Below are 23,767 nucleotides of genomic sequence, written 5' to 3'. Positions count from 1 at the left end.
GTCGTTCTCCAAAGAGGCTGGGAACGCGTCAGCGCAGGTCGAGCCGCATCAGGATCCGTGGATGGCCGGCCAGCACGGAGGTGGTGTCGGCGGCGTGGACGAACCCGGCGCGTTCGAAGTTCTTGCGGATTCCGGCGTACGCCATCGTCAGGTCGACCTTGGCTTCACCGTTGTCGAGCGGGTACGCCTCGATCGCCGGCGCTCCGTGGGCGCGCGCGAACTCGACCGCACCGGAGATGAGGGCATGCGAAATCCCCTGCTTCCGGTGACCGGGGCGTACACGGATGCACCACAGCGACCAGACCGGCAGGTCGTCGACGTGCGGGATCTTGCGGTTGCGTGCGAAGGACGTATCGGAGCGCGGTGCCACGGCGGCCCAGCCGACCGGCTCATCACCGTCGTAGGCGAGCACTCCCGGAGGCGGCTCGGCGCGGCACAACTCGGCGACGTACTCACCGCGGGCCGGCCCCCGAAGCTCGTTGTTGAGCTTGGACGGGATCCGGTAACTCAGACACCAACAGACGCTGGCTGCGGGCGACTTGGGCCCGACCACAGCACGTACGTCCTCGAAGACCGACGCCGGGCGAACCTCGATGGTCATGGAACCCACGATGCCACGGGGTGCGGGCCGCCGCCGCTCAGTCACATCGGTCGGCATCGGATCCCAAACGGCCACTCTCGCGATCATCGCTGTCTCCGTTGTCCGCTTGCTGAGCTTCAGGATGAGGGTGGGTGCCGGTTCATGCCTCGGTGGCGGACGCCGCTGATGCCCGGCGGGGTGGCGTGGTAGCTACTGGAAGCTCTCGCAACGTACGGACGGGGGAACAGAAGACCGGGAGGAAGGCACCGGCCAGGCAGATCGCGCCCGCCCAGACTGCCATGCGTACACCTGCCGCCTGGCCGACGAGGCCACCGAGGGCGGAGCCGATGGCCAGGGCCCCGGTGAGCAGGAACCGGAAGGTGGCATTCATTCGGCCGAGCAGCGGGTCCGGAGTCAAGTGCTGGCGCAGGGTGACGCCGAGGACGTTGTCGATACCCGTCTTGGTCTCGGAACCACGAGCACTCCCCAAACGAGACCGCTCATGACAGGTACCACGCGGCGGCAGGGAGATACGGAGGGGCAGAAGGCAACCCTTCTCGCTGCCAGACCGCTCTACCTGAACATGCACACGATCATGTACTACGCCGGAATGAACAGCCGGCAGACGGAGGGAGCGCCTGCCGTGCCCAGCGGAGCCTCAGGCACCCTGGCGAAACGGGCCGTGGAGCGTCAGCACGCAGTCGTCGTCCGGTGGGTGTTGGCCGCCGTCCTGCTCTTGGTGGCCGCACTCACCGGTGTGGGACAGCACGCTGCGGCAGCGGAGAACGGCCCTCGTAACACCACGCAGAAGTTCTTCCACATGCCGCTGCACTCGACGAAGAAGACGAGGCCCGACATGTGGCTGCCCCTGTCCTTCGCTCACAACGGACCATCACGGAATGCCGAACTCACGGTGGACGCGTCGGGAATCGACAACGTCGCGGTCCTCGCACCGGACAGCCAACAGGTGATCGACCACTGCACGACAGGGACGCCGTCCTTCACCTGTTCCGTGCGGCTGAACTCCGACACCAGGGAGCTGCTGAATTTCCGCCCCGCAGAGGGGGCGCAGGCCGGGGACACCGGCATCCTGCACTACGCCCTCAAGCCGGAGGGCCTGCCCGCCGTCCGGGGTAGCGTGACGATGATCGCCGGGTGGCCCGAACTGCGGGTGAGCAAGAGCCCCATCTCCGGCGACCTGCCTGTCGGGCAGACGACGAACGTGCCCATCCTCATCCGCAACACCGGTGATGTTCCCGCCCGTGGCATCGTCTTGCGCTTCGACGACACCGACTATCTGTCCACGGCCGTCCAGCACAGCAACTGCCGATACCCCAGGGACGGCGAGACCGGCCGCGCCGTCCAGTGCATGCTGCCCGACGCCATCATCGCTCCCGGTGAGACGTGGCGGGTGACCCCCGCACTGCGCGTGAAGCCCGCCCGCGACGCGTCGGGCGAATTCCTGTCCTATGGGGCATGGCCCTTCCACACCGCCGGGAGGGGATCGAGCGGCGCATGCTGCGTGGAAAACCCCGATCCCGGTCTCACGCCGGGGAATGCGGCGCCCCTGTCGCTTACCCGGGACCCGGCCGACGGCAAAGGCAGGACGTTCACCACGAACCGGGAGCCGACGATCACACGAGTGCCAGTCCGTACCACCGCCGATGTCGAGGTGTTCGGTGCATCGGTGCGCGGCGAGGTGGGCAGCAGGCACCGCATCCGCATCGGCTACCGCAACAACGGTCCCGCTCGGTTGGGATGGCCCTCCATCGAGTTCATTGCCCCGCCCGGTACCGAGGTGACCCAGGCACCGTACGATCCCGGTGCCGAGGAGAACGTGTGCGTGCCGGGCCACAACGGCCGCAGCTACACCTGCATCCAGCTCGCCGACTTCGCCGAAAGGATCGGCCAAAAAGTCTTCTACGAGTTCGAGTTGCGCATCACGAGCAAGGACAGCCGTTCCGGCTGTGTGGCCGTCTCGGGCACAAGGACGGTCAAGGACCCCCAGCCGGGCAACGACAAGGCTCCCGTCCGGGTGGCGGAAAACGGTGGCTTCTCCTGCTCTCTGCCCGAGCCCAAGGACGATGGCGTCAGCGGCTGGGCCACCGGCGCGGGAATCGCGGCCGTCACCGGCGCAGTCCTGCTCGTCGTCAGACACCGGCGCAGGAAAGCAGCCGCTTCTTCTGGCCGACCGCCCACCTCCTGATGGATGCGGTTTGAACGTGAGCCGCGTCCCCCTCTCGGCGAATGACATGTGGCCTCGCCCGCCCGTGGTCGTCTGACACGCCCGTGAGGAGCACTCCAGCCAGGCAGCTGTTCACACGCGGTCTGTGCAGCCGACTCCCCCGCCACGACGTATTCCTCTCTGTCGTCGGGCGGCTGACGGGCGTCGCGCAGTGACACGGGGGCTGGGGCTGGCAGCTCCCGGACTGCAGGACCGTTCCGCCAGGGGATGTCTCCCTCATGCGAGTGGAAACGCTGAAGGACGTTCTCTTGCCGGGCCTGAGCCTCACGGTGCGGCAACTCAAGGCCGTCGACGGCCACTTGCTGGTCGACGCGGCAGGATGCGGCCCGCCGGGGGCCTGTCCGCAGTGCGCACATCCCGCCACGCGGGTTCACAGCCGCTATTGGCGTCATATATCCGAGTTACCCGTCGGCGGACGGGGGTTGATCGTCCGTCTGCACGTGCGCCGGTTCTTCTGCTATCAGAGCCAGTGCCAGCGCCGGACGTTCGTGGAACAAGTCGCGGGCCTGACCGAGCCACGCCGCCGTTCTTCATCAGCGGCACGGTCAGCGATAAGGGCGGTGGCGATGCGACTCGGCGGGCGCCCGGGCCAGCGCCTGTGCGCGAAACTGCGGCTCCACGGTCGGCGGACTGCACTGCTGGAGCAACTGGTCGCCCCGCTCGTGCCGGCCCGCGCACCACGGGTACTGGGCATCGACGAGTTCGCCTTCCGCAAGGGGCGGATACGGAACAGTCCTCGTCGATGCCGAGACCTCCAGACCGGTGGACGTCCTGCCTGATCGCGAGACGAACTCGGTCGCTGCCTGGCTTCACGAGCACCGCGGCGCCGAGATCGTGTGCCGTGACCGCCTGATGGCCTTCACCAAGGCCATCAGTCAGGCGGCCCCTGACGCACTGCAAGTGGCCGATCGCTGGCACCTCCTCCAAAACCTCTCTACGGCCGTGGAGAAAACATGCCGCCGACACCGCCCATGCCTGCGCAAACCCGCCACCCCAGGCACCGAACCGCCGCCGCCTGCAACTGGACCGCAAGACGGCACGCCGCTACCGACACGCAGACCTTGCGGGACTCCTCGCCTCGGCACGAGACCGTGGCCAAGCCGCGATGCCGCCTTCAGGCGCTGTGCGTCATGTCGCCGTACGGTATGCACGCGCAGTTCCGGGTGGACAGGTTGCTCTTGGCGATGGCGGGCGCGTCACCGGCCAAGCGGGAAGGGGCTCACTGCCAACGCAGGAACCGCAGCACCGCCTGCACCCGCCGGTGCTCGCGCTCGCCCGGCTCCAGGCCGAGCTTGGTGAAGACACTGCGCACGTAGCCCTCGATCGTCTTGGGGCTCAGGACCAGTTCCTCGGACAACGCGGCGTTGGTCAGCCCCTGGGCCATCAGCGCCAGCACCTCCCGCTCGCGGTCGGTGAGTTCGGCGAACGGGTCACGTTCCCGGCGCCGGCCGACCAGCCTGGACACGAGTTCGGCGTAGATCACGACCTCGCCGCCGGCGACGCGTCGTACGTCGACCGCGAAGGCACCGAGGTCGGACACCCGGTCCTTGAGCAGGTAGCCGACCGCACCGTCGAACTCTTCCATGAGCCGTAGTGCGTGATGCACCTCGACATACTGCGACAACAGCATCAGGCCGACCTGTGGCGCGAACGAGCGGATCTCGGCCGCGGCCTCGATGCCCTCGTCCGCGAAGCCCGGCGGCATCCGCAGGTCGGTGACGGCCACACCCCGACCCAGCCGAGCCAGGAGGCTCCGGGCAAGGCGCCGTCGTACAGGCCGTACTGGCGGCCGAAGAACATCACCGCGTGCAGCACGCCGGTCGCGACGAACAGCCAGCCCTCCGGGTGCCGCGGCCGCACGCGCAGGACGTACAGGCCCATGGTGGTGAAGGAGGCGCCGATCAGGCCGTTGTGAACGTTGTCCAGGTGGAAGCCGAGGTACCAGCCGTAGCCGACGAGGGTCGCGACCAGCAGCGCCACAAGTGCGGCTCCGGCTTCGCGGACCGTCGGCGGGGCCTGGTCGTTCGCCTCCGTGGCTGCTGCCATCCGGCCATGCTGGCACAGCGGCGACGCTCGCGGATGAGGGTTTTCCCTGGTCGAAGTGCAGGGTGCGCACCGTGTCCCGGAACCCAGGGGAGGGACACCGTGGGACCACCGGCTCGTCCCGACCGAAGGAGTCACCATGAGCACGTCGACTCGGGTCCGAACCCAACTGTCCCGTGCCGGACGTCCCGACCGGGTCGCCGGGCCCCTCCTGATGCTGGGCGGCATTGCCTTCTTCGCGGGCGGCGCCATCCACCCCGGTGACAGTGGTGTGGGATCGAAAGTCCACCAGCTCCACGAAATGCTCGTCGACTCGATGTGGTACCCCTCGCACGCGCTGCTGCTGGCCGCGATGGCGTGCTTCGCGGCCGCGGTCCTCGCCTTCCGGCGCCGCGGCGGTCTCGGCTCCGGCATGGCCCGGGTGACCGACGTCGTCTCCGTCATCGCCGTCGTCGCCACGATCGGGATGACGCTGCACCTGTTCGCCGCCCTCGGCGCGGACGGAATCGCCGAGGGAGAGGAGACGTTCCTTTACCACGTGCAGACGTGGAACGAAACGATCGTCGATCCGCTGTGGGGCCTGGGCATCGCCGCTCTCGCCGTCGCCGGCGGCCTCACGCGCACCTTCGGCAACCGGATCACGCTCGCGCTCGGCCTCGTCGGAGGGCTGGCGTTCGCGTTGGCGTCCGCGACGATCGCATTCACCGACCGCTTCGACGCGCTGTTTCCGCTGGCCTCGCTCATCGGGATCTGGGCCGTAGTGGTCGGCCTCATGATGTCGCTGCGGAAGGCCCGGTCCGGGCTCGCCGCATCAACCCCGGATTCCGACCGGGCCGTGACCTCCCACTGACCTGCGAGCTGCGCGAGATCGCCAGCCGCGGGACTCGTCGGACGGAGACGGGCCAACGAGCCGAGATAGCGGCCACCTGCGATGCACAGGGTGGCCAACTGAAGCACTCACTGGCCGACTGAAGCACTCACTGGCCGACTGAAGCACTCGGTCACACCCGTACGTGTGAAGTCCCCCAAGGAACTCGCATCCCAAATTCGAACAGGCGTAGCATTGGCGCGTGGCTGAGACCTATGACTTTCCAAGTGACCTCCTGGCCGGTCAGGAGGAGCTGCATCAGGTCCGGGCCGAGCTGCTGGCCCTGCTGAAGCGGCTCCCCTGGTCGGTCGAGCCCATGGAGGGCATCAGCGACGCCCACGGCTGGCGCAAGGTGGAGCTGCCCGCCTCGCCCGGCTGGAGTGCCGACGAACAGGCCGAGGTGGAGAAGCTCCGCCAGCGCGAGCGCGAACTGGCCGTCTTCGTGACCTGCCACCGCTTCTGGGCCGAGGTCACGGGCGCGGAGAGGGTGGACGCGAGGATGCGCCTGAAGCACGTACGGGAAGTGGATGGGGAGGAGCCGTCGTCGTGAGGCAGGAATCGCCAAGGCGCGGCGATCGGCTGCGCCTTCAGGCCCGCAAGGGGTTGGTGCGCGTCGCCGCCAGCAGGTACCAGGCGGTTGCGCCCGCGTGCCGGTACGGGTAGTAGCCGAAGCCGAATCCGGTGTCGAGCGGGCTGCTCGCCGAGACGACTCCGGAGCGTTCGGGCAGCGCCTTGTCGCCGACGGTCTGGCCGGTGCCGAGCAGGTCCTGGGCCCGTTCGATCGAGGCGAGCAGCCGGCGGGCGCGCGCCCCGTCACCCGGGGCGTGCCGGTCCCGCAGGGCGAGCGCGAGGTGGGCGGTCCCCTCGAACCACACGCCGTTCCTGTCGGGCTTGGGCTGGAAGTCGGCGATCGGGGCGTCCTCGTTCGCCACAAGGCTCGCGGAACTGAAGGTGGCACCCTCGTACGACTGCCCCGCGGGCACCGTGCTGTTCCGCCGGTCGGCGTGGTCGAAGACGGCCAGCTCGGCCGCCGCCCAGTCCAGCGACCGGGAGTACTTGCGGGAGTCGAGCGCGAGATGGGTCCAGGTCTGGGTGTCCTCGGGGATCGGTGATCTGTTGACCGTGACACCGTCGTTGGTGCCGGTGTAGAAGAAGCCGCCGGACGGCTCCCACATTTTCTTGACGAAGGCTTCAGCCCTCGCCCGCCGCTCCAGCCACACCCGGTCCCCGGCGAGCCGGGCGAGCCGTCCGAAGAGGCAGACCAGGTCGGTGTTGTGCTCGGTCGACGTGAACGGCAGCTTTCCGTTCGCCCCGTTGACCCCGAACTTGTAACCGCCGAGAGGCTCGTCGGTACGACCGTTCCGCTCGATCCACGAACCGATCCGCACCGCACCGGCCAGGAAGCGGCGCGCCCCGGTCCGGCGAGCGAGGGCACTCAGCGCGATGCCCGCCCAGGCCATGTCGCCGACGGCCGTACCCGTGAACCCGAACTGCGTGCCGACGTTGGCCGTACCGTCCGCCCGCACAAAGCCGTCCGGCTGCGGCGAACCGTCGAAGAAGGTGTACGGCCCGACGTTGTAGGCCTGACGCAGCCGACCGTCGTCGTACGCCGGGTCATGGGCCTGGGCATAGAGCAACGCGTCGCCGAGCGCCACGGCTCTGGCCCGCCCGTCGGCGGTACCCACCGCGAGATGGGCCAGGATCGCGAGGGCGTTGTCGTACGTGAACGCCGTGCTGAACAGACCCGCCTGGTCGGTGTAGCTCTGGGTCAGCCGAATGCTGCCGTGGTCCGGGTACGCATCCATGGCGGCGGCGAGAAAGGCGTGCCCCCGACGCCGGGCGGAACTCCCGCCGCCCACGCCTCCGGCGGCATGCGCCACACCGGAGCCACCCGCGGTGAACACCGCGGCGCCGACACCGAGTCCGGCGCCGATGAGCGTTCGACGACTGAACGTCGGGCTTTGCCTGCCGGTCATGGTTCTCCCTGGGAAACGTATGGATAGCGCAGGGGCGCACCGAGCTTGAGAGCGCTCTCAACGGTGCGCGCTTATTGTGCGGGCACGCGCCGTGCAGGTCAACGTCCTTGGCATGCGTGCCCGTTGGGACGCATCCGCGAGAGACTCCGGCTTGGGATTGTTGCTTCTACGGACGAGAGGCCACGAGATATGCCGGAAAGGAAGTTCCCGAAGCCACCGGACGTTCTGCCGGTGCGGCTTCCGGGACGTACTGCGGGCGAGTCGACATCAAGCGTCGTAGCCCTGATTGGGCACGTAAAGGAAGGCTTGAAGAGCGGCCGGTACACGAGGGGAGACATCCTCCCCTCGGAGGCTGAACTCCAAGAGCTGTACAGGGCCACCCCAGCAGAGGTGCGAGAAGGAATTGACCACCTCAGGCGCGCGGAACGCCTGCAACTGCACGACGAGTACTTGGGAACGTACTTCCTGGACCCCGGCCCCGAAGCGGACGGGCTGATGCCGGCCGATGAACTTGGCCGACGACTCGTGCAGCTTGAGAGCCACTGCGCGGAGATCCTGGCGCGACTTGAGGCAGTGGAATCGCAGCTCGCGCAACGAGGCCGCGCAGAGGCCTGACGTCTTCAGGGTCTTCAAAACGATGCGCACACAGAACCAGCCAGGCTGCCCGATGGGCATCCTGGCTGGTCAAAAGCGTGGGCGCGGACGGTTTCGAACCGCCGACATCCTGCTTGTAAGGCAGGCGCTCTACCCCTGAGCTACGCACCCGGGATGAGTCGACAGCCTACCTTGCCAGGGGCAGTGCCCGGCAAACACGTATCGGGCGACGTGACGTATCGGGACCCGCTCCGGGGCGATGCGGGGGATTACCCCACCCGGGATCCGGGAGCGGGCCGGATCCCGCCCCGGGCCCCCGCTCCGTACGGTCGAAGAGCGTCCCAAGCAGCCGCAGATCCACGAAGTCCACGGCCGGGGCGCCCGACACCAGGGGGAGCCCGTCATGACCGTACGTATCCGCCGTTCCGCAGTCGTGGCCAGCGCGGCCGTCGCCGCCGTCACCCTGTTCGCCGCCGGGTGCGGCGCCAGCGCGGGGGACGACAAGGAGCCCGAGCACCGTTCGTTCGCGCTCGAGGGCCGGGCGCTGATCGTCGACTCCGACGACTCCGCGCTCGAACTGGTCGTCGCCGATGTCGACAAGGTCGAGGTCACCCGGTGGTTCAAGGGCAGCGTCGTCGTCGGCGGGGATCCCAAGGTGACCTGGGAGATGAAGGACGACACGCTCAAGCTCCGGGAGGACTGCTCGGGCGTGGTCGCCGACTGCTCGGCCAAGCACCGGATCGAGGTGCCGCGCGGCATCGCGGTCACCGTGAAGGACGGGGACGGCAGCGTACGGGCGAGCGGCTTCAAGGAGGCCCTGAACGTCCGCACGGGCGACGGTTCCGTGCGCGTCGAGGACTCCAGCGGGCCGCTGACCCTGCACACCGGTGACGGTTCGGTCACCGCGACCGACATCGACTCCCGGCGCGTGGACGTGCACACGCAGGACGGTTCCGTGCGGCTCGGCCTCGACGCCGTACCGGACCGGGTCGCCTCGCGCAGCCACGACGGCTCCGTCACCATCGAGCTGCCCGCGGAGGCGACGTACCGCGTGGACACCAAGACCGGCGACGGAAGCGTCGATGTGTCCGTGCCCCGCGACGAGCGCAGCACGCACGAGGTGTCCGCCGAGACACGGGACGGGAAAGTCACGGTGCGTACGGCGAACTAACCGACCCGTGTGTTCGTCCCTACCTGGTGGGAGAATGACACCGGGCAGGGTGGACCACAGCACGGGAGAGGGATGTGACGGCGACACCTTCACAGCCGTACACGCCGTTTGTGCCATGGGCACAGCAACTACCTCGCAACCGTGCCGTTTTGAGGGCCGGGAGGGCCGACAGGGGTACGAGGCCCCGTGGCGCCGCCCGTGACCTGCTGACCCTGGCACTCCTCCCGCTTCCGCTGCTCGCGCTCACGCTCCCCGCCGCGTTCACCGGCGGCGGGACGCGGCGGTGGTTCGGCGGCCGTTCCGAGAGCCAGCGGGCCGAGGCGCAGGCGGCCAAGGACGCCGCCGCGGCCGCGTTCTACGAACTGGACACCGCGCAGCGCGATCTGCGCATCTCGATCGAGACCATCACGGCTGTCGACGACTCCCCCGCGGCCCGCCGCGCGGTCGCCGACTTCGACGCGCTGGGGCGTCGTATCGACGAGGTCAGCCACACGTACATCAACGCGGTCGACGCCCACGACCTCGACCGCGACGACCTGGAGGCCTCCGTCGCGGCCCGAGCGCGTACGGAGCTGACCAAGGCCAAGGACGAGCTGGCCCGCGTCAAGCAGGAGCTGGACCGGTTCACCGACGGGCTCGGCCCGCTGCTCGGCAAGGCCGAGACCCAGCTCGCCCGGCTCGCCCCGGCCGTCGAGCGCGCTCGCCAGGCATTGCTCGCCGCCTCGAACGCCCTGGATGCCGTACGAGGCTCAGGGCTCAAGGCCGACGACCTGGCCGCCCGCCTTGCCGCCCTCGGCCCCGAGCTGACCAAGCTGAATCAAGGCGCCGGGCAGCACGGCGTCCCGGAGACGCTGGAGCGCGCCGACCGGGTCGCACGCGACGCCGAGGGGGTGCGCGCGGAGGCCGAGCGGCTGCCGGAACGGGCCGCCGAGATCGACCGCCGCCTGGTCTCGCTACGGACCCGCGCCCAGGCCCTCACCACCCGGTCCGGGCAGGTGGATCCGGTGCTGAGCGAGCTGCGGCGCCGGTTCACGGCCGCCTGCTGGCAGGACCTTCAGCACGTACCGGACCAGGCCGCCGAGACCGTACGGCAGGCCGAGTCGAAGCTGACCCAGGCGCGGGCCGCGCGCGACGAACAGCGCTGGGCGGACGCGACGGCGCTGCTGTCCACGGTGCGGGCCCTGCTGAACACGACCGACGAGGCCGTCTCCGCGGCCGGCGACCGCCTACGGCGGCTGAACGAGGTGCAGAAGGACCCCCAACGCGAGATCGACCGCACCCGCTTCGCGATCCGCGACGCCCAGCGACTGGCCATGGCGGGCCGCCATACGCCCGACCCCCGTCACGCCCGCCCCCTCGACGACTCGGTGGCCCGACTGGACCGGGCCGTCGCCACCCTGGAGGGGCGGCACCCCGACTACTGGCACTTCCTGACCGAGACGGAGGCCGTACGGCGGACGGTGTCCCGGGTGGTGGCGCAGATCCGCGAGGAGCGGGGCCACTCCGCCTGAAGTGCTTGATTCGCGCGCGCCCTGCCATGCCCAGCCGCCCGCTAATCTGTCCGTATGCCTCGCTACGAATACCGCTGCCGGACCTGCGGCGACACCTTCGAGAAGAGCCGCCCCATGGCCGAGTCGTCCGCCCCCGCGGCCTGTCCCGCCGGCCACGCCGACACGGTAAAGCTGCTGTCGACAGTCGCCGTCGGCGGTTCAGCCTCGGCACCCGCGACCGCGCCCAAGGCGAGCGGCGGAGGGTGCTGCGGCGGGGGTTGCTGCGGCTGACACCCGGGATGCGCTGCTGCGGCTGACCCTGGCGGCTTCCGGGCGCCACTCAGGCGCGGAGGAGTCGCTGCTCCACACAGCCGCGCTGCCCTCCTCGCTCCCGCCCTTCGGGCTCCCCAGAAGCCTCACGTCCCCAAGTAGCGAAGTACGGCGAGCACCCTGCGGGAGTAGCCCTCGCCTCCGGTCAACTCGAGCTTGTCGAAGATCGCGTTGATGTGCTTCTCGACGCCGCTGAGGGAGATGTGCATCCGTTGCGCGATGGCCGCGTTCGTATGCCCCTGTGCCATCTCCGCCAGCACGTCCCGCTCACGCGGAGTGAGCCGGTCCAGCAGGTCCGCGCGCTCGCTGCGGCCGAGGAGCTGACGCACGACCTCGGGGTCGAAGGCCGCCCTCCCCTGGCTCACCCGCTCCAACGCGTCCAGGAACTCATCAACTTGCACGACACGGTCCTTGAGCAGATAGCCGACACCCTCCGAGTCTCCGGTCAACAGCTCCGTCGCGTACCGCTTCTCGACGTACTGCGAGAGCACCAGCACGCCCACATCCGGCCAGCGCTCGCGGATCTTCAGGGCCGCGCGCAGGCCCTCGTCGCTGTGGGTGGGAGGCATCCGTACATCCGCGACGACCACGTCCGGCTGCTCCTCGGCGACGGCTGCCAGCAGCCGCTCGGCGTCGCCGACCGCGGCCAGCACCTCGTGGCCCTCCTCGACGAGCAGCCGTACGAGACCTTCTCTCAGCAAGGTCGAGTCCTCGGCCAGGATCACGCGCACGGCAGCTCCGCCGAGATGATGGTGGGCCCGCCCGCCGGGCTGACCACAGTGAACCGGCCGTCGAGGGCGTCGACCCGCCGGGCCAGCCCGAACAGCCCGCTGCCCGTGGGGTTCGCGCCACCCGAGCCGTCGTCCTCGATCCGTATGCACAGCTCGCCGCCGGAGGCCCACAGATGGACGGTGATCCGGCTTGCGGCGGCGTGCTTGACCGCGTTCGTCACGGCCTCGCAGACGACGAAGTACGCAGCGGTCGCCGCCGCCTTCCCGGGGTCCGCGCCCAGCTCGTACACCACCCGCACCGGCACCGACGAGCGCTCGGCGACCGTCTCGAGCGCCGCCCGCAGACCCGCCTCGTCCAGCGTCGTCGGATAGATGCGCCAGGCCACCTCTCGCAAGTCGGCCAGTGCCTGCCCGCTCTCATCATGGGCCTGGCGCAGCAGCCGGTCCGCGCGCTCCGGGTCCTGGCTGCGCAGGGCGCGGCCGAGCAGCATGCCGAGGGCGACGAGCCGCTGCTGCACGCCGTCGTGCAGGTCCCGCTCAATACGGCGTCGTTCGTCGTCGACGGCGTCCACCACCGCGGCGCGGCTCGCGGCCAGCTCCACGATCCGCCGCTCCAACTCCTCCTGGTGGCTGGTCCCGAGGAAATGCCGGGCCAACTGCCGCTCCAGCTCGGCCACTCCGAATATCCCCTGCACGGCGAGGAAGAGCAGGAAGAGACCGCCGAAGGACGAGAAGACGATCGCCCAGGGGTGCTCGACGCCGTCGACGATCCAGGCGAACATCCAGTACGTGCTGTAGACGAGTCCGGCCGCCACCGCCAGCATCACGACCGCGCCCAGCGCTCCAAGGGCCCAGCGGCACGCGATGTACCGCAGGGCGCGCGCGTCCTCGTACGCGGGAGAGACGGACACGCTCAGCCAGGTCCCGAGCCGTCGGCGCTCGAACTGCGTCAGTCTCCGCGCACCCGCGAACACGGGTCGGAGCACGGCCTGCCGGCCGCGCGGCCAGGCCAGTACGGGCAGCAGGGCGAGGCCGGAGAGCACGGTGAAAAGCAGCTCGACTGCGGCCGAGGCGGCTCCCGTCATGAGCCCCACCCCGCACCACGCCCCACGTCGTGCCACATCTCGCATGATCGCCACGCTAGCGGGATGCCGCGTCGCCACGCACTGCGGAAAACCGCAATTCCGGCCTGCGGTTGACCGCATGGAAACTTGCGGTCGTCCTCAGGGTCTCTTCAGCTTCGGTTTTCTAGCGTGTGGGGCATGACAGCCATCGCAGCCGGCGTCGCGGCGGACAGCGGCGCTCCTCAGTGGATCAACAACCTCATGGACACGCTCGGGGCGCCGGGCGCGGGTATCGCCATTGCCCTGGAGAACCTCTTCCCGCCTCTGCCGAGTGAGGTCATCCTGCCGCTCGCGGGGTTCGCGGCGAGCACCGGACAGATGAATCTGTTCGCTGCCCTGCTGTGGACGACGGCCGGTTCCGTCATAGGTGCGCTCGCTCTGTATGGCGTGGGGGCGCTGCTCGGCCGTGACCGCACGGTGGCGATCGCGGCCCGGCTGCCGTTGGTGAAGGTCGCGGACATAGAGAAGACGGAGGCGTGGTTCGTCCGGCACGGCACCAAGGCTGTGTTCTTCGGACGGATGATCCCGATCTTCCGCAGTCTGATATCCGTGCCCGCGGGCGTCGAACGCATGCGCCTGCCCGTCTTCCTCTGCCTGACCACGCTGGGCAGCGCGATCTGGAACACCATCTTCGTCCTCGCCGGCTATTTGCTCGGCGAGAACTGGACGGAGGTCAGCGGCTATGTGTCGGCTTACTCGAAGGTGGTGCTGGTCGCGGCGGTGCTGGCGGTGCTGCTCTTCGCGGGCGTACGGCTCTTCAGGCCGGGGCGGGGCGGGCGACGGCGCACCAAGGACGAGGAAGTCCCCATAGCCTCGTCCGTCGGCTCGTCCGTCGCGGCCGCCATGGAGGGCCCTGGCCCTATCGAGCCTCCCGCACCTACCTCACCTGCCGCGCCTGCCGCACCTCCCGCAGGAACTCCCGCAGAATCCGCTCACCCGCGGCGACGCCCCGCTCTGGAAGAGAGGTGATCCCGGGGGCCGTCCAGCCCACGTCGGCCAGTTCGCCGTGGCCCGGGCGCCAGCCGCGGTCCGCGGCGAGCAGGAGGTCTGCGTCGAGGAGGGAGTCGCCCGCTGCGAGGGTGAGTTCGGCTCCGGTGCGGCGGGCGATCTCGTGCATCGCGGCGCTCTTGGTGAGCGGCTTCGGTACGGCGTAGATCTTGCGGCCTTGGAGGGAGACGGTCCAGCCACGGTTCTCCGCCCAGACGGCGAGTTCCTTGACCCAGTCCTCGGGGAGCAGTTCGCGCTCGACGACGACGTACGCGAAGAGGTCCTCGGCGACGCGGTGCTTACGTACCCAGGCGGGGTCGGCGGTGGCCGTCATGTGGGCGCGTACTTCGCCGAGCGGGGCGCACTCGCCGGCCAGCCGCTCGGTGACCTGTGCGTGCCATTCCGGGTCCGAGGCACCGTCGACGAGGAGGTGGCCGCCGTTGGCGCAGATCGCGAACTTCGGGGCGGGGCCGGGGAGTTGGATGCGGCGGTACTGCTGACGTGTACGGGTGGTGGTCGGCACGAAGAGGGCCTCGTCACCGAGTTCGCCGAGTTCGGCGAGCAGTGCGGCCGCGGTCTCGGTCATGTACGACAGCGGCTTGCTCTCGTACACCTCGACGCACAGCAGCCGGGGCGCCCGCTCGTCCGGCAGGGGCAGCGCGAGCGCGGCGGCGGAGTAGATGAGCGTGCGGTCGAGGTCGCTGGCCACGAGCACCTTCGGCGAGGACATCAGCCCGTCACCGCCTTGCCGTCGGCGCCGGTCGCCCCGCGCGTGTATTGGGGGTGGATCAACCCGACGCAGGTGTACGGGAGTTCGGCGACCTCCTCGACGGGCACACCGCGCTGGTCGGCGAGCAGGCGTACGTGGTTCAGGTCGGCGCCCGCTTCCGCACGGGCGAGGATCTTCCAGGGGACGCGGCGCAGCAGTACGCGGGTCGTCTCGCCGACGCCCGGCTTGACGAGGTTCACGTCGTGGATGCCGTACTCCTCGCTGATGCGCTCAACTGCCGCCCAGCCCTCCCAGGTTGGGCTGCGGTCCATGGACAGCAGCTCCTTGACCAGGGTGTCGACGGCGTCGCCGACCTCGTCGAAGCGGTCGGAGATGGCGTCCAGGAAGTCGACGGAGACGTCCGCGCCGGCGAGCTCGCGGTAGAACTTCGCGCCGTGGAAGTCGTGCTCCCCGACCAGGTCGGCGCGGAGCACCGTGCGCGAAATGAGTCCGGAGACCGTCGAGTTGAGGCAGGCGGAGGGTATGAGGAAGTCCTCGCGGGTGCCGTAGGTGCGGACGCATGAGCCGGGGTCGGCGAGCACCGCGATCTCCGGGTCGAAGCCGGTGATGCCGTCGGAGGACTCGAACTCCTCGATGGCCTGGGCGAGTTCGCGGGTGATGGCGCCCTTGCCGGTCCAGCCGTCCACGAAGACGACATCGGCCGGGTCGTGGTGGGCGGCCAGCCAGCGCAGCGCGTTGGCGTCGATGCCGCGTCCGCGCACGATGGAGACGGCGTAATGAGGGAGGTCCAGCCCGTGCCGGTGCTTGGCCCAGCGGCGCATCAGGATGCCTATGGGGGTGCCGGCCCGGGCGAGCGAGACGAGGACGGGGCGCGGGGACCGTTCGGCCAGCACGGTCTCGGTGACGGCGCCCGCCGCCTGGGCGATGCGGGCGGCCGAGGTGTCCAGCGCGGCGCGGAACAGTTCCTGGTACCGGTCGCTCGGCTGGTACTCCACCGGCAGCGACTCCGCGTAGTGCGCGCCCCCGCTCTGGATCGCCTCCTCGCGCTCCTCCGTCGGCGCCTCCAGCGTCACGTCCGAGAGGTCCTGGAGCAGCCAGCCGACCTCGTCAGGGGCATACGAGGAGAAGTCGGGGCCACGGAGGGGCTCGGGCAGCATGGCGGACCTTTCGGACAGCTGCGGGGTGGGGGCGTACGAGGGTGTGGGGTTGGAAGCGTACGAGGGTGTGGGAGCAGGGGCGTACGACGGCGTGTACGAGGGGACGACGGCGAGCAGCACGCTCGGGGTGTGGGCGGCGAGCCGCGCCAACAGGCCGTCCTGGGCGTGCAGTTCGGGGGTGTCGGCGACCGAGTCGACCACGGCGACGACCGCGTCGAATCCGCCACCCGCGACGTTGTAGGCGTACCGCTCGCCAGGGCCGTCGTCCGGCTTGTCGTGGGCGGGGAAGACGAGGCGGCTGCGGATCGCGTAACCGGGGTCGTCGACGGCGAGGACCGGGGAGCGGGTCGTGGTGGAGTAGCGGACCTCGGCGTCGGTCAGCTCCTCCAGCGCGACGCCGAGCCGCAGCGGCGCGTACATCAACTCCTCGAAGCCGAGGACGAGTACGCGTCGCGCGTCGTCCGGCAGCGCGTCCGCGAGCCGCGCGGCCATGGCAGGCAGGGCGCCTTCCAGGCATATGCGGTGCTCGGGCGTGAAGCCGTGCCGGCCCCCGTCGGGCAGGTCCTGCGGCCAGCCGAGCTCCACGCGCGCGACGGTGCCGCGTTCCGAAAGCCCCGCCAGCCCCGTCGGCCCCGGCAGCTGTTCCGCGGCCGACTCGTGCTCGGCGACCAGTGCCTGCCCCTTCTCCAGTACGCCGTCGGGCAGCCGTACCGTCCCCGAGGCCGCCGCCACCAGGTCCACACGGGCGCCGATCTCCAGGGCGAAGGCGTCGAGGCGGCCCTGGTCGGCCGGGGAGCGCATGTCGACGAGCGCGACGATCACGTAGTGCTCGCGCGGGTAGCGCTCGTGCAGCGCGCGAATCGTGTTGAGCACGGTGTTGCCCGTGGAGAACTCGTCGTCCACGAGGACCAGCGCCCCGTCGCCCGCGAGCAGCCCGGGCTCCTCCGGCAACAGCAGATGCGAGGTGGCGTGCGAGTGGGACTCCTCGAAGCCGCCCGCGCGCTCGACTCCGTCGACGGGGCGCCGCGTCGAGTGCAGATAGGGCGCGAGGCCCAGGCCGTCCGCGACCGAGTGGCCGAGGCCCGTCGCCGTCTCCGCGTAGCCGAGCACCACGGACCGGCTCGCCCCCGCCTCGCCGAGCAGTTCGCGCACCCGGTGGCCCAGTTCGTACCCGGACTGCCACACCGTGCGCGGGCTCTGCGGTACGTGCTTGCCCAGCACGTTCGACACCAGCAGATGCGCGCGCTTGGGGTTGCGCCGCAGGGCGAGCCCCAGCAGCTCGCTCAGCTTCTCGTCACCGACGAGTTCGACGCCGAGCCGCTCGGCGACCCAGCTACCGGTCCACACCACGTTTTCCATTAAATCCCTGTGTTCGGCCGGGGAGCCCGGCGGCATTTTTCGGCCGGTCGGCCCGGCGGCAGATCTCTGTGTCCGGCTGGGCAGCCCTGCGGCGATTCCCTACGTCTGGCCCGTCAGGCCGGCGGCGAGCAGCTCCACGAAGCCGATGTCCTCGTTCGCGACACCGAAGACCTCGGCGCGCTGCAGGGTGCGCTCGGCCCAGGCGCGGTGCGGCTTCACCTCGTTCATCTTGTTCGTGTACGCGGATCGCAGGACGCCTCCGCCGCCACGCTCTGGACGCAGTATGTCCTGGGCGTCGCTGTACTCCTCGTGGCTGACCACGGACAGGGCGTGCACGGGCAGTACGTGTGAGGGGTGGATGCAGGTCTTGCCGAGCAGACCGTTGGCGCGGTCGAGGGAGATCTCGCGCAGCAGTCCGTCCATGTCGTGCTCGATCAGCGCGTTGCGAAGGTCCTCGGCCTCCGGGGTGAAGGGGCTGCGGCGCAGTTGCGGCTTGAACATGCGCTCCTGGACCCGGAAGTACTCCCACACGGGCCCCGTCACCGTGAATCCGGTGCCGTCGGCCCGCCCCAGCACGTTCACCACGTCGGCGATCACGGAGGCCACGATTTGCACGTCGTACGCCGTCATGTCGGGCGCCCGGCGCAGCCCGTAGGAGGAGCAGAAGTCGGTGACGCCGAGTCTGAGCGCGAGGACCCGGTCGCGGTACTTGTCGACGGCGCGGAAGATGCCCGCCAGGGTCTCCACGCGCGACTCGCGGTACAGCAGGTCCGGCGATTCGAGGACCGGCATGGCGAACAGCCGCCGCCCGCTCGCGGCCTCGGCCGCGGTGAGCGCCTCCAGGAACGGCACGCCCCGCTCCTCGGTGAACTTCGGCAGTACGAAACCGGACAGCAGCCGGGCCGCGTCACCGAGCCGCTCGACGAGGTCCGGGATCTGCTCCGGCGTACGGACGCGGATGAACAGCAGCGGCAGCTCGGTCTCCGGGCAGCCTCCGGCCAGCTCCTCGAACTGCCGGACCAGGTTCTCCTCGGCGCCCGCGACCTCGGCGTCGTCTATGGAGTCCTCCAGGCACAGCACCATCGAGACAACTCCGCGACCGATCTGCTTCACGATGTCCTCGGCCAGCCTCGGTCTGGTCGCGGGACTGTACAGCGTGGCGCCGAGGGCCACGGAGAGCATCCGGGCCGGGGATTCCGCGGTGAAGACACGGGGTTCCTGATGGAAGAGGCGCTGCCGCACCTCCGGAGCGATGTGCCCGAAATGACGCATGTGACTCCCCCGGGGCGGCTGAGCAGCCTGACGATATGTGGCCGGTAATAGTACGTAGAGATCCATGTCCGAGGTTCCCGCCCGGCATGAAATTCAGGTAACGCAGACGAGCACAGCCGGACACAGCCCTGTCGTCCAGCGTCACATCGAAACGGTTGTGGCGCACCCGCGTTGTCGTGACCAGGACCGAGAAGGCAGGATGACCGCATGACGCACGCGATGCTGAAAGGGTCGAACGTACCGCTGGACGCCAAGGCGGTACGGTCCGTGCTGCGCTGGTCGCCGGGGCAGGGCGTGCCCGACGTGGACGCCTCGGCGCTGCTCCTCGGGCCCGACGATCGCGTGCGATCCGACGAGGACTTCGTCTTCTACAACCAGCCCCGCCACCCCTCCGGCAAGGTCTGGCGCCTCGGCAAGAAGCGGGTCACCGAGGGGCTCACCGACACGATCCAGTCGGACCTGGCGGGCGTCGAAAGCGCGGTGACACGGATCCTCCTGGTCGCCTCGGCGGACGACGTCACCTTCGACCGCGTACCCGCCCTGCGGATCCTGCTGTACGACGCCGCCCTCGCCGACGGTGAGCCGCTGGCGTACTTCGACATCAAGCCGGAGACCGGCGAGGAGACCGCGCTGATCTGCGGCGAGCTGTACCGGCGCGGGAAGGGCTGGAAGTTCCGGGCGCTCGGCGAAGGCTATTCGAACGGCATCGAGGGCCTGGCGAGCGACTTCGGCATCACGGTGGACGACTCCGAGCCCGCGTCCGCCGGCAACTCGGTGCCGCTGCCGCCCGAGCAGCCCGCCGCCTCCGGTCTGCCCCAGCAGCCGTCCCAGCCCGCCTACGGCTACCCCCCGGAGTCCACGACCCAGCCGGCGTACGGCTACCCGCAGCCGGCCTCGTACGCCTACCCGCAGGCCGCCCCGCCCCAGCCCGCCGCGGCGACGGCCCAGCCCGCGTACGGCTATCCGCACCCGGTCCCGGCCCTCCCCGACCCGGAGTTCAAACTGCCGCCGCAAGGACCGCAGTTCGTCGGGCGGTGAGCACAGCTTTGTAGCCGGTGAGCACTTCCTCAGGAGAGCAGTGCTCAGCGGTCGGCCTTCGCCTTGTAACCGCGCCCCCACTGGAGACCCCACCCATAAAGCCGGTCGAGTTCGGCCTGGAACCCGTACACGAACTTCACCTCGCGCCGCACGATCAGCTCGTTCTTGACGTTCTCGATCATGACCACCGCGCAGGAACGGGCCTGCGGGTGGCGCTCGTCGAGGCCGACCTCGATCCGCGGGCCGTTGCTGGGATAGAGGGTCACGACGGCGTGCGTACGGTCGAAGGCCGGGGTCTGGTCGTAGATGTAGACGAAGACCAGGAGCCGCTTGATCTGCTCCCGGTGGTCGAAGTTGACGAAGATCGTCTCGCCCGAGCCCGAGCCGAAGCGGTCGTCGCCGCTGAGTTTCACGTACGGCGGTGCGTTGAGCTCGCCGAAGAAGCTGCCCAGCGGCTGTACGACGCCCTTGTCGCCGTCCGTCAGCTCGTACATGCAGCCCAGGTCGAGGTCGACGTTGACCATGCTCTGGGTGTGCGCCTGCACCACTTCGGGCTTGAGCGCCTGGAACGGATGGCGCAGCAGACTGCCGCGCCGGCCGCCGCCTATGTCGGACGTGCGCATCCGCCAGGACAGGTTGATCCGCAGATTGCCGTTGGCCGCGCCCTGTTTGGTGAGCGAGACCGACTGGTTCCGCTTGGTCAGCGTGATGGCGTTGGTCGCCGCGCTCCCCGAATCGAACTGCGTCGATCGCCCACCACGCCACAGACCGTCCCAGAAGCTCATTCCACCCCCACGGTTAGCTGTTCACCTCGGCGAACACCAACGAATACAACAGATACGACGACGGGGCGGCCCCGAGGACTTCCTCGTGGCCGCCCCGCCTCAGAGCGTTCCTCAACGGGAGGGTCGTCACACCCCGGACGAGACTTCGGGCTTGTCCGAGGCGTCAGCTTTTCCCTCGGCGGCCGCCAGTGCGCGGTTGCGGCGGACCGAGGACCAGAAGGACCAGCCGATCAGGACGACGCCGATGAGACCGGTGATGATCTCGTTGATCTCGTACTGGATGGTGATCAGCAGGATCGCGGCGAGCGCGCCGATCGCGTAGTGCGCGCCGTGCTCCAGGTAGACGTAGTCGTCGAGCGTGCCCTCGCGGACCAGGTAGACGGTGAGCGACCGGACATACATGGCGCCGATACCGAGGCCGAGGGCCATCAGCACGATGTCGTTGGTGATGGCGAAGGCGCCGATGACACCGTCGAAGGAGAACGAGGCGTCCAGGACCTCCAGGTAGAGGAACATGAAGAAGGCCGCCTTGCCGGCCATCGCCACCGCGGAGACCGGCTTGCCGGCCTTCTTGGCCTCCTCCTCCGCTTCGTGCTCGCGCTCTTCCGATTCCTCGAGGCGATTCTCGAAGAAGCCGGAGAGACCGCCCACCACCATGTAGGTGATGAGACCGGCGACGCCGGAGAGCAGCACCGTTTCCGCCTTGTCGGCGTGCCCGGCGTGCAGGTGCGCGTTCTTGGCGAAGGTCAGCGAGACGCCCAGCAGGACGATCAGCGCGATGCAGGCCGAGAGCATGTCGACCTTGCCGAGCTTGGCCAGCGGGCGCTCGAGCCAGCCCAGCCACTTGATGTCACGGTCCTCGAAGATGAAGTCGAGGAAGATCATCAACAGGAACATTCCGCCGAAGGCCGCGATCGACGGGTGAGCGTCGGTCACCAACTCCTCATAGCGGTTCGGGTTGTTCAACGCCAGGTCGACGGCCTCGATGGGGCCGAGCGAGGCGCTGACCGCCACGATCACCACGGGGAAGACAAGCCGCATTCCGAAGACGGCGATCAGGATGCCGACGGTGAGGAAGATCTTCTGCCAGAAGGCATTCATCTTCTTCAGGATTCCGGCGTTGACCACCGCGTTGTCGAAGGACAGCGAGATCTCGAGGATGGACAGGATCAGCACGACCCCGAACGCGCCCCATCCGCCGAACAGCACCGCTGCGACCAGGCCGAGCGCGGTGACCGCGAACGACCAGCCGAAGGTTTTCAGAACCACTGGCTACCCAATCATCTGTGTACGGGTCTCCCCCGCGCCGCGCGCGGCTTTACGAAACATTGACTCCGAAGTCTAGAGCGATGCCCCGCAGCCCCGACGCGTACCCCTGTCCTACGGCCCGGAACTTCCATTCCACGCCGTATCGGTAGACCTCGCCGAAGATCATCGCGGTCTCCGTGGAGGCGTCCTCGGAGAGGTCGTAGCGGGCCAGCTCCTGGCCGTCGGCCTGGTTGACGACGCGGATGAACGCGTTGCTGACCTGGCCGAAGGTCTGGCCGCGGTTGTCGGCGTCGTGAATCGACACCGGAAAGATGATCTTGTCGACGTTGGCCGGCACCTTCGACAGGTCGATCAGGATCGACTCGTCGTCGCCGTCACCCTCGCCGGTGAGGTTGTCGCCGGTGTGCTCGACCGAGCCGTCCGGGCTCTTGAGCTGGTTGTAGAAGACGAACCATTCGTCACCGAGCACCCGACCCGAGTTGCACAGCAGCGCGCTGGCATCGAGGTCGAAGGGTGCTCCGGTGGTGGAGCGCGCATCCCAGCCGAGCCCGATCAACACCTGCGTGAGGTTCGGTGCGGCCTTGGAGAGGGAGACATTGCCCCCCTTGGCGAGCGTGACGCCCATATTTCTGTTCCTCCCCGGTCAAGCCTTCGGTTGTCGAGCGCGTCCGGCGCCGCACTCGTAGTGTGCGGCGCCGGACGGGGGGTGAAGCGGCAGATCCTGTCTCTGTGACGGCTCAGACGTTGACGCCGAAGTCCTGCGCGATACCGCGCAGGCCCGAGGCGTAGCCCTGGCCGATGGCGCGGAACTTCCACTCCGCACCGTGCCGGTACAGCTCGCCGAAGACCATGGCGGTCTCCGTCGAGGCGTCCTCGGAGAGGTCGTACCGGGCGATCTCCGCCTCGCCCGCCTGGTTCACGACGCGGATGAACGCGTTGCGGACCTGGCCGAACGACTGCTGACGGTTCTCGGCGTCGTAGATCGAGACCGGGAACACGATCTTGTCGACGTCGGCCGGAACCGCGGCGAGGTTGACCTTGATCTGCTCGTCGTCGCCCTCTCCCTCACCGGTGATGTTGTCACCGGTGTGTTCGACCGAGCCGTCCGGGCTCTTCAGGTTGTTGAAGAACACGAAGTTGGCGTCGCTGGTGACCTTGCCGTCCGTGCCCGCCAGGATGGCGCTGGCATCAAGGTCGAAGTCGGTGCCGGTGGTGGTGCGGACGTCCCACCCCAGACCGATGATGACCGCGGTAAGGCCCGGCGCCTCCTTCGAAAGCGATACGTTGCCGCCCTTGCTGAGGCTGACTCCCACGAGTCCTCCCAATGGTGTCCAGGGGCGGGGAGCCCCGTAGTGCGTTGGTATCGGATCAACGAGTCGATCCTAGTGAGGGGTTCCCAGTTGACGCAGGTCCTGCGGCCGAAGAATCACAGAGTGTCCAGCGCCTTCACGTACTCGTTCAGGTCACGCGCGTCCGGAAGACCGTTCACAACGGTCCAGCGAACGACCCCGTCCTTGTCGATGATGAAGGTGCCGCGTACCGCGCAGCCCTTGTCCTCGTCGAAGACGCCGTACGCCCGTGAGACCTCGCCGTGCGGCCAGAAGTCGGACAGCAGCGGGTACTCCAGGCCCTCCTGCTCGCCGAAGACGCGCAGCGTGTGGATGGAGTCGTTGGAGACGGCGAGCAGCTGGGTCTCGCGGTCGGTGAACTTCGGCAGGTTGTCGCGCAGGGCGCAGAGCTCTCCGGTACACACGCCGGTGAAGGCGAACGGATAGAAGAGCAGAACTACGTTCTTGGCTCCACGGAACTCGGAGAGCTTCACGGTGGCGCCGTGGTTGTCCTTGAGCGCAAAGTCCGGCGCCTTGTCGCCGACCTCGATCGCCATGGTCCTGCCATCCCTTCCTGGGGGTAGATCGGGCATGCCCACCTTACGATCACCGGAGTTTTCTTTCCCCAGCCCCGCCCCTTCCCGGCTGTATCAATTTGCGGCTCCGCCGCGTGGGGGGGGCTGCGCCCCC

At 69.0% G+C, this 23,767-nt stretch carries 24 protein-coding genes, 1 tRNA gene and 2 pseudogenes; 11 read left to right on the top strand and 16 right to left on the bottom strand.

Annotated elements, in window-relative coordinates; translation table 11 throughout:
- Positions 1–28: 28 nt before the first annotated feature.
- Together G6048_RS29540 and G6048_RS29535 are read right to left on the bottom strand one after the other, a co-directional pair.
- Positions 29–601, bottom strand: a complete 573-nt coding sequence (locus tag G6048_RS29540) for a GNAT family N-acetyltransferase (protein WP_165342651.1) — start codon at positions 599–601, stop codon at positions 29–31.
- A 139-nt stretch (positions 602–740) separates the two neighbouring features.
- Positions 741–1,043: pseudogene (locus G6048_RS29535) on the bottom strand (MFS transporter); the annotation flags it as partial.
- Between the two features lie 39 nt (positions 1,044–1,082).
- Here G6048_RS29535 and G6048_RS29530 point away from each other — a divergent pair.
- From G6048_RS29530 to G6048_RS51985, 3 genes and pseudogenes are all read left to right on the top strand, one after another.
- A complete protein-coding gene (locus G6048_RS29530; RefSeq protein WP_165342650.1) occupies positions 1,083–2,786 on the top strand; it encodes a COG1361 family protein in 1,704 nt (567 codons plus the stop codon).
- 257 nt (positions 2,787–3,043) lie between these two features.
- A pseudogene (locus G6048_RS51990) lies at positions 3,044–3,274 on the top strand (transposase family protein); the annotation flags it as partial.
- A 181-nt stretch (positions 3,275–3,455) separates the two neighbouring features.
- Complete coding sequence (locus G6048_RS51985; protein ID WP_165342661.1) at positions 3,456–4,124, top strand: transposase; 669 nt, start codon at positions 3,456–3,458, stop codon at positions 4,122–4,124.
- Here the strand turns inward: G6048_RS51985 and G6048_RS51095 are convergent.
- Both G6048_RS51095 and G6048_RS29510 read right to left on the bottom strand, forming a co-directional pair.
- The gene (locus tag G6048_RS51095; RefSeq protein WP_206342276.1) at positions 4,045–4,551 is read right to left on the bottom strand and encodes a response regulator transcription factor; all 507 of its coding nucleotides are present in this window, start codon (positions 4,549–4,551) and stop codon (positions 4,045–4,047) included. The two genes, G6048_RS51985 and G6048_RS51095, sit on opposite strands and share 80 nt — an antisense overlap.
- Entirely contained in the window at positions 4,455–4,871 is a 417-nt protein-coding gene (locus G6048_RS29510; protein ID WP_165342648.1) for a hypothetical protein, read from the bottom strand. Before G6048_RS29510 ends, G6048_RS51095 begins: the two co-directional genes overlap by 97 nt.
- Before the next feature lie 136 nt (positions 4,872–5,007).
- Between G6048_RS29510 and G6048_RS29505 the strand changes: the two genes are divergently transcribed.
- Together G6048_RS29505 and G6048_RS29500 are read left to right on the top strand one after the other, a co-directional pair.
- Positions 5,008–5,718: a hypothetical protein gene (locus G6048_RS29505; protein ID WP_165342647.1), complete on the top strand. Its 711-nt coding sequence runs from the start codon at positions 5,008–5,010 to the stop codon at positions 5,716–5,718.
- A gap of 220 nt (positions 5,719–5,938) precedes the next feature.
- Entirely contained in the window at positions 5,939–6,286 is a 348-nt protein-coding gene (locus G6048_RS29500; RefSeq protein WP_165342646.1) for a hypothetical protein, read from the top strand.
- Positions 6,287–6,323: 37 nt separating this feature from the next.
- Here G6048_RS29500 and G6048_RS29495 read toward each other — a convergent pair whose 3' ends face one another.
- On the bottom strand, positions 6,324–7,712 hold the full coding sequence (locus tag G6048_RS29495; RefSeq protein ID WP_165342645.1) for a Tat pathway signal sequence domain protein: 1,389 nt from the start codon (positions 7,710–7,712) through the stop codon (positions 6,324–6,326).
- 189 nt (positions 7,713–7,901) lie between these two features.
- On the opposite strand from G6048_RS29495, the gene G6048_RS29490 reads away from it, so the two are divergent.
- Complete coding sequence (locus G6048_RS29490; RefSeq protein ID WP_165342644.1) at positions 7,902–8,327, top strand: GntR family transcriptional regulator; 426 nt, start codon at positions 7,902–7,904, stop codon at positions 8,325–8,327.
- A gap of 78 nt (positions 8,328–8,405) precedes the next feature.
- Here G6048_RS29490 and G6048_RS29485 read toward each other — a convergent pair.
- Positions 8,406–8,477: transfer RNA gene (locus tag G6048_RS29485), tRNA-Val, on the bottom strand.
- Positions 8,478–8,709: 232 nt separating this feature from the next.
- Here G6048_RS29485 and G6048_RS29480 point away from each other — a divergent pair.
- The 3 genes from G6048_RS29480 (at position 8,710) to G6048_RS29470 (ending at position 11,258) form a co-directional block, all read left to right on the top strand.
- On the top strand, positions 8,710–9,477 hold the full coding sequence (locus G6048_RS29480; RefSeq protein WP_165342643.1) for a DUF4097 family beta strand repeat-containing protein: 768 nt from the start codon (positions 8,710–8,712) through the stop codon (positions 9,475–9,477).
- A gap of 149 nt (positions 9,478–9,626) precedes the next feature.
- The gene (locus G6048_RS29475; protein WP_206342275.1) at positions 9,627–10,988 is read left to right on the top strand and encodes a hypothetical protein; all 1,362 of its coding nucleotides are present in this window, start codon (positions 9,627–9,629) and stop codon (positions 10,986–10,988) included.
- Between the two features lie 54 nt (positions 10,989–11,042).
- Positions 11,043–11,258 (top strand): FmdB family zinc ribbon protein, encoded by a 216-nt coding sequence (locus G6048_RS29470; protein ID WP_165342641.1) that lies wholly within the window; start codon positions 11,043–11,045, stop codon positions 11,256–11,258.
- A 125-nt stretch (positions 11,259–11,383) separates the two neighbouring features.
- Here the strand turns inward: G6048_RS29470 and G6048_RS29465 are convergent, their stop codons facing one another.
- Positions 11,384–12,028, bottom strand: a complete 645-nt coding sequence (locus tag G6048_RS29465; RefSeq protein ID WP_328827305.1) for a response regulator transcription factor — start codon at positions 12,026–12,028, stop codon at positions 11,384–11,386.
- Positions 12,019–13,113, bottom strand: a complete 1,095-nt coding sequence (locus G6048_RS29460) for a sensor histidine kinase (RefSeq protein WP_235990473.1) — start codon at positions 13,111–13,113, stop codon at positions 12,019–12,021. The genes G6048_RS29465 and G6048_RS29460 overlap by 10 nt, the downstream gene beginning before the upstream one ends.
- 177 nt (positions 13,114–13,290) lie before the next feature.
- Between G6048_RS29460 and G6048_RS29455 the strand changes: the two genes are divergently transcribed.
- Entirely contained in the window at positions 13,291–14,121 is an 831-nt protein-coding gene (locus tag G6048_RS29455; RefSeq protein WP_165342639.1) for a DedA family protein, read from the top strand.
- Here G6048_RS29455 and G6048_RS29450 read toward each other — a convergent pair.
- From G6048_RS29450 to G6048_RS29440, 3 genes are all read right to left on the bottom strand, one after another.
- Complete coding sequence (locus G6048_RS29450) at positions 14,030–14,869, bottom strand: HAD family hydrolase (protein ID WP_165342638.1); 840 nt, start codon at positions 14,867–14,869, stop codon at positions 14,030–14,032. The genes G6048_RS29455 and G6048_RS29450 overlap by 92 nt on opposite strands.
- Positions 14,869–17,385: a phosphoribosyltransferase gene (locus G6048_RS29445; protein WP_165342637.1), complete on the bottom strand. Its 2,517-nt coding sequence runs from the start codon at positions 17,383–17,385 to the stop codon at positions 14,869–14,871. The genes G6048_RS29450 and G6048_RS29445 overlap by 1 nt, the downstream gene beginning before the upstream one ends.
- Before the next feature lie 99 nt (positions 17,386–17,484).
- On the bottom strand, positions 17,485–18,657 hold the full coding sequence (locus G6048_RS29440) for an HpcH/HpaI aldolase/citrate lyase family protein (RefSeq protein ID WP_165342636.1): 1,173 nt from the start codon (positions 18,655–18,657) through the stop codon (positions 17,485–17,487).
- Between the two features lie 207 nt (positions 18,658–18,864).
- Here G6048_RS29440 and G6048_RS29435 point away from each other — a divergent pair, with 207 nt between their 5' ends.
- Positions 18,865–19,695, top strand: coding sequence for a TerD family protein (locus G6048_RS29435; RefSeq protein ID WP_165342635.1), 831 nt, complete (start codon positions 18,865–18,867; stop codon positions 19,693–19,695).
- 44 nt (positions 19,696–19,739) lie between these two features.
- Here the strand turns inward: G6048_RS29435 and G6048_RS29430 are convergent, their stop codons facing one another.
- The 5 genes from G6048_RS29430 to G6048_RS29410 form a co-directional block, all read right to left on the bottom strand.
- Positions 19,740–20,480, bottom strand: coding sequence for a TerD family protein (locus G6048_RS29430; RefSeq protein WP_165342634.1), 741 nt, complete (start codon positions 20,478–20,480; stop codon positions 19,740–19,742).
- Positions 20,481–20,606: 126 nt separating this feature from the next.
- On the bottom strand, positions 20,607–21,749 hold the full coding sequence (locus G6048_RS29425) for a DUF475 domain-containing protein (protein ID WP_165342633.1): 1,143 nt from the start codon (positions 21,747–21,749) through the stop codon (positions 20,607–20,609).
- 49 nt (positions 21,750–21,798) lie between these two features.
- Positions 21,799–22,374 (bottom strand): TerD family protein, encoded by a 576-nt coding sequence (locus G6048_RS29420; protein WP_165342632.1) that lies wholly within the window; start codon positions 22,372–22,374, stop codon positions 21,799–21,801.
- A gap of 112 nt (positions 22,375–22,486) precedes the next feature.
- Positions 22,487–23,062 carry a TerD family protein gene (locus G6048_RS29415; RefSeq protein ID WP_165342631.1) on the bottom strand — a complete coding sequence of 192 codons (576 nt, stop codon included), beginning with the start codon at positions 23,060–23,062 and terminating at the stop codon, positions 22,487–22,489.
- A 113-nt stretch (positions 23,063–23,175) separates the two neighbouring features.
- Positions 23,176–23,634 (bottom strand): peroxiredoxin, encoded by a 459-nt coding sequence (locus tag G6048_RS29410; protein ID WP_165342630.1) that lies wholly within the window; start codon positions 23,632–23,634, stop codon positions 23,176–23,178.
- Positions 23,635–23,767: the final 133 nt, after the last annotated feature.

Origin of the sequence: Streptomyces ureilyticus, from assembly GCF_011045025.1 — a bacterium.
Lineage (GTDB): Bacteria > Actinomycetota > Actinomycetes > Streptomycetales > Streptomycetaceae > Streptomyces > Streptomyces ureilyticus.
This window is presented reverse-complemented; position numbering and strand designations above follow the sequence as displayed.

Bases quoted from the DNA above. Each gene is read 5' to 3' on its own strand.
- G6048_RS29450 (WP_165342638.1), bottom strand. From the start codon at position 14,869: ATGTCCTCGCCGAAGGTGCTCGTGGCCAGCGACCTCGACCGCACGCTC.
- G6048_RS29505 (WP_165342647.1), top strand. From the start codon at position 5,008: ATGAGCACGTCGACTCGGGTCCGAACCCAACTGTCCCGTGCCGGACGT.
- G6048_RS29455 (WP_165342639.1), top strand. From the start codon at position 13,291: ATGACAGCCATCGCAGCCGGCGTCGCGGCGGACAGCGGCGCTCCTCAG.
- G6048_RS29460 (WP_235990473.1), bottom strand. From the start codon at position 13,113: ATGACGGGAGCCGCCTCGGCCGCAGTCGAGCTGCTTTTCACCGTGCTC.
- G6048_RS29445 (WP_165342637.1), bottom strand. From the start codon at position 17,385: ATGGAAAACGTGGTGTGGACCGGTAGCTGGGTCGCCGAGCGGCTCGGC.
- G6048_RS29470 (WP_165342641.1), top strand. From the start codon at position 11,043: ATGCCTCGCTACGAATACCGCTGCCGGACCTGCGGCGACACCTTCGAG.
- G6048_RS29420 (WP_165342632.1), bottom strand. From the start codon at position 22,374: ATGGGCGTCACGCTCGCCAAGGGGGGCAATGTCTCCCTCTCCAAGGCC.
- G6048_RS29480 (WP_165342643.1), top strand. From the start codon at position 8,710: ATGACCGTACGTATCCGCCGTTCCGCAGTCGTGGCCAGCGCGGCCGTC.
- G6048_RS29490 (WP_165342644.1), top strand. From the start codon at position 7,902: ATGCCGGAAAGGAAGTTCCCGAAGCCACCGGACGTTCTGCCGGTGCGG.
- G6048_RS29540 (WP_165342651.1), bottom strand. From the start codon at position 601: ATGACCATCGAGGTTCGCCCGGCGTCGGTCTTCGAGGACGTACGTGCT.
- G6048_RS29410 (WP_165342630.1), bottom strand. From the start codon at position 23,634: ATGGCGATCGAGGTCGGCGACAAGGCGCCGGACTTTGCGCTCAAGGAC.
- G6048_RS29495 (WP_165342645.1), bottom strand. From the start codon at position 7,712: ATGACCGGCAGGCAAAGCCCGACGTTCAGTCGTCGAACGCTCATCGGC.
- G6048_RS29510 (WP_165342648.1), bottom strand. From the start codon at position 4,871: ATGGCAGCAGCCACGGAGGCGAACGACCAGGCCCCGCCGACGGTCCGC.
- G6048_RS29440 (WP_165342636.1), bottom strand. From the start codon at position 18,657: ATGCGTCATTTCGGGCACATCGCTCCGGAGGTGCGGCAGCGCCTCTTC.
- G6048_RS29530 (WP_165342650.1), top strand. From the start codon at position 1,083: ATGACAGGTACCACGCGGCGGCAGGGAGATACGGAGGGGCAGAAGGCA.
- G6048_RS29430 (WP_165342634.1), bottom strand. From the start codon at position 20,480: ATGAGCTTCTGGGACGGTCTGTGGCGTGGTGGGCGATCGACGCAGTTC.
- G6048_RS29435 (WP_165342635.1), top strand. From the start codon at position 18,865: ATGACGCACGCGATGCTGAAAGGGTCGAACGTACCGCTGGACGCCAAG.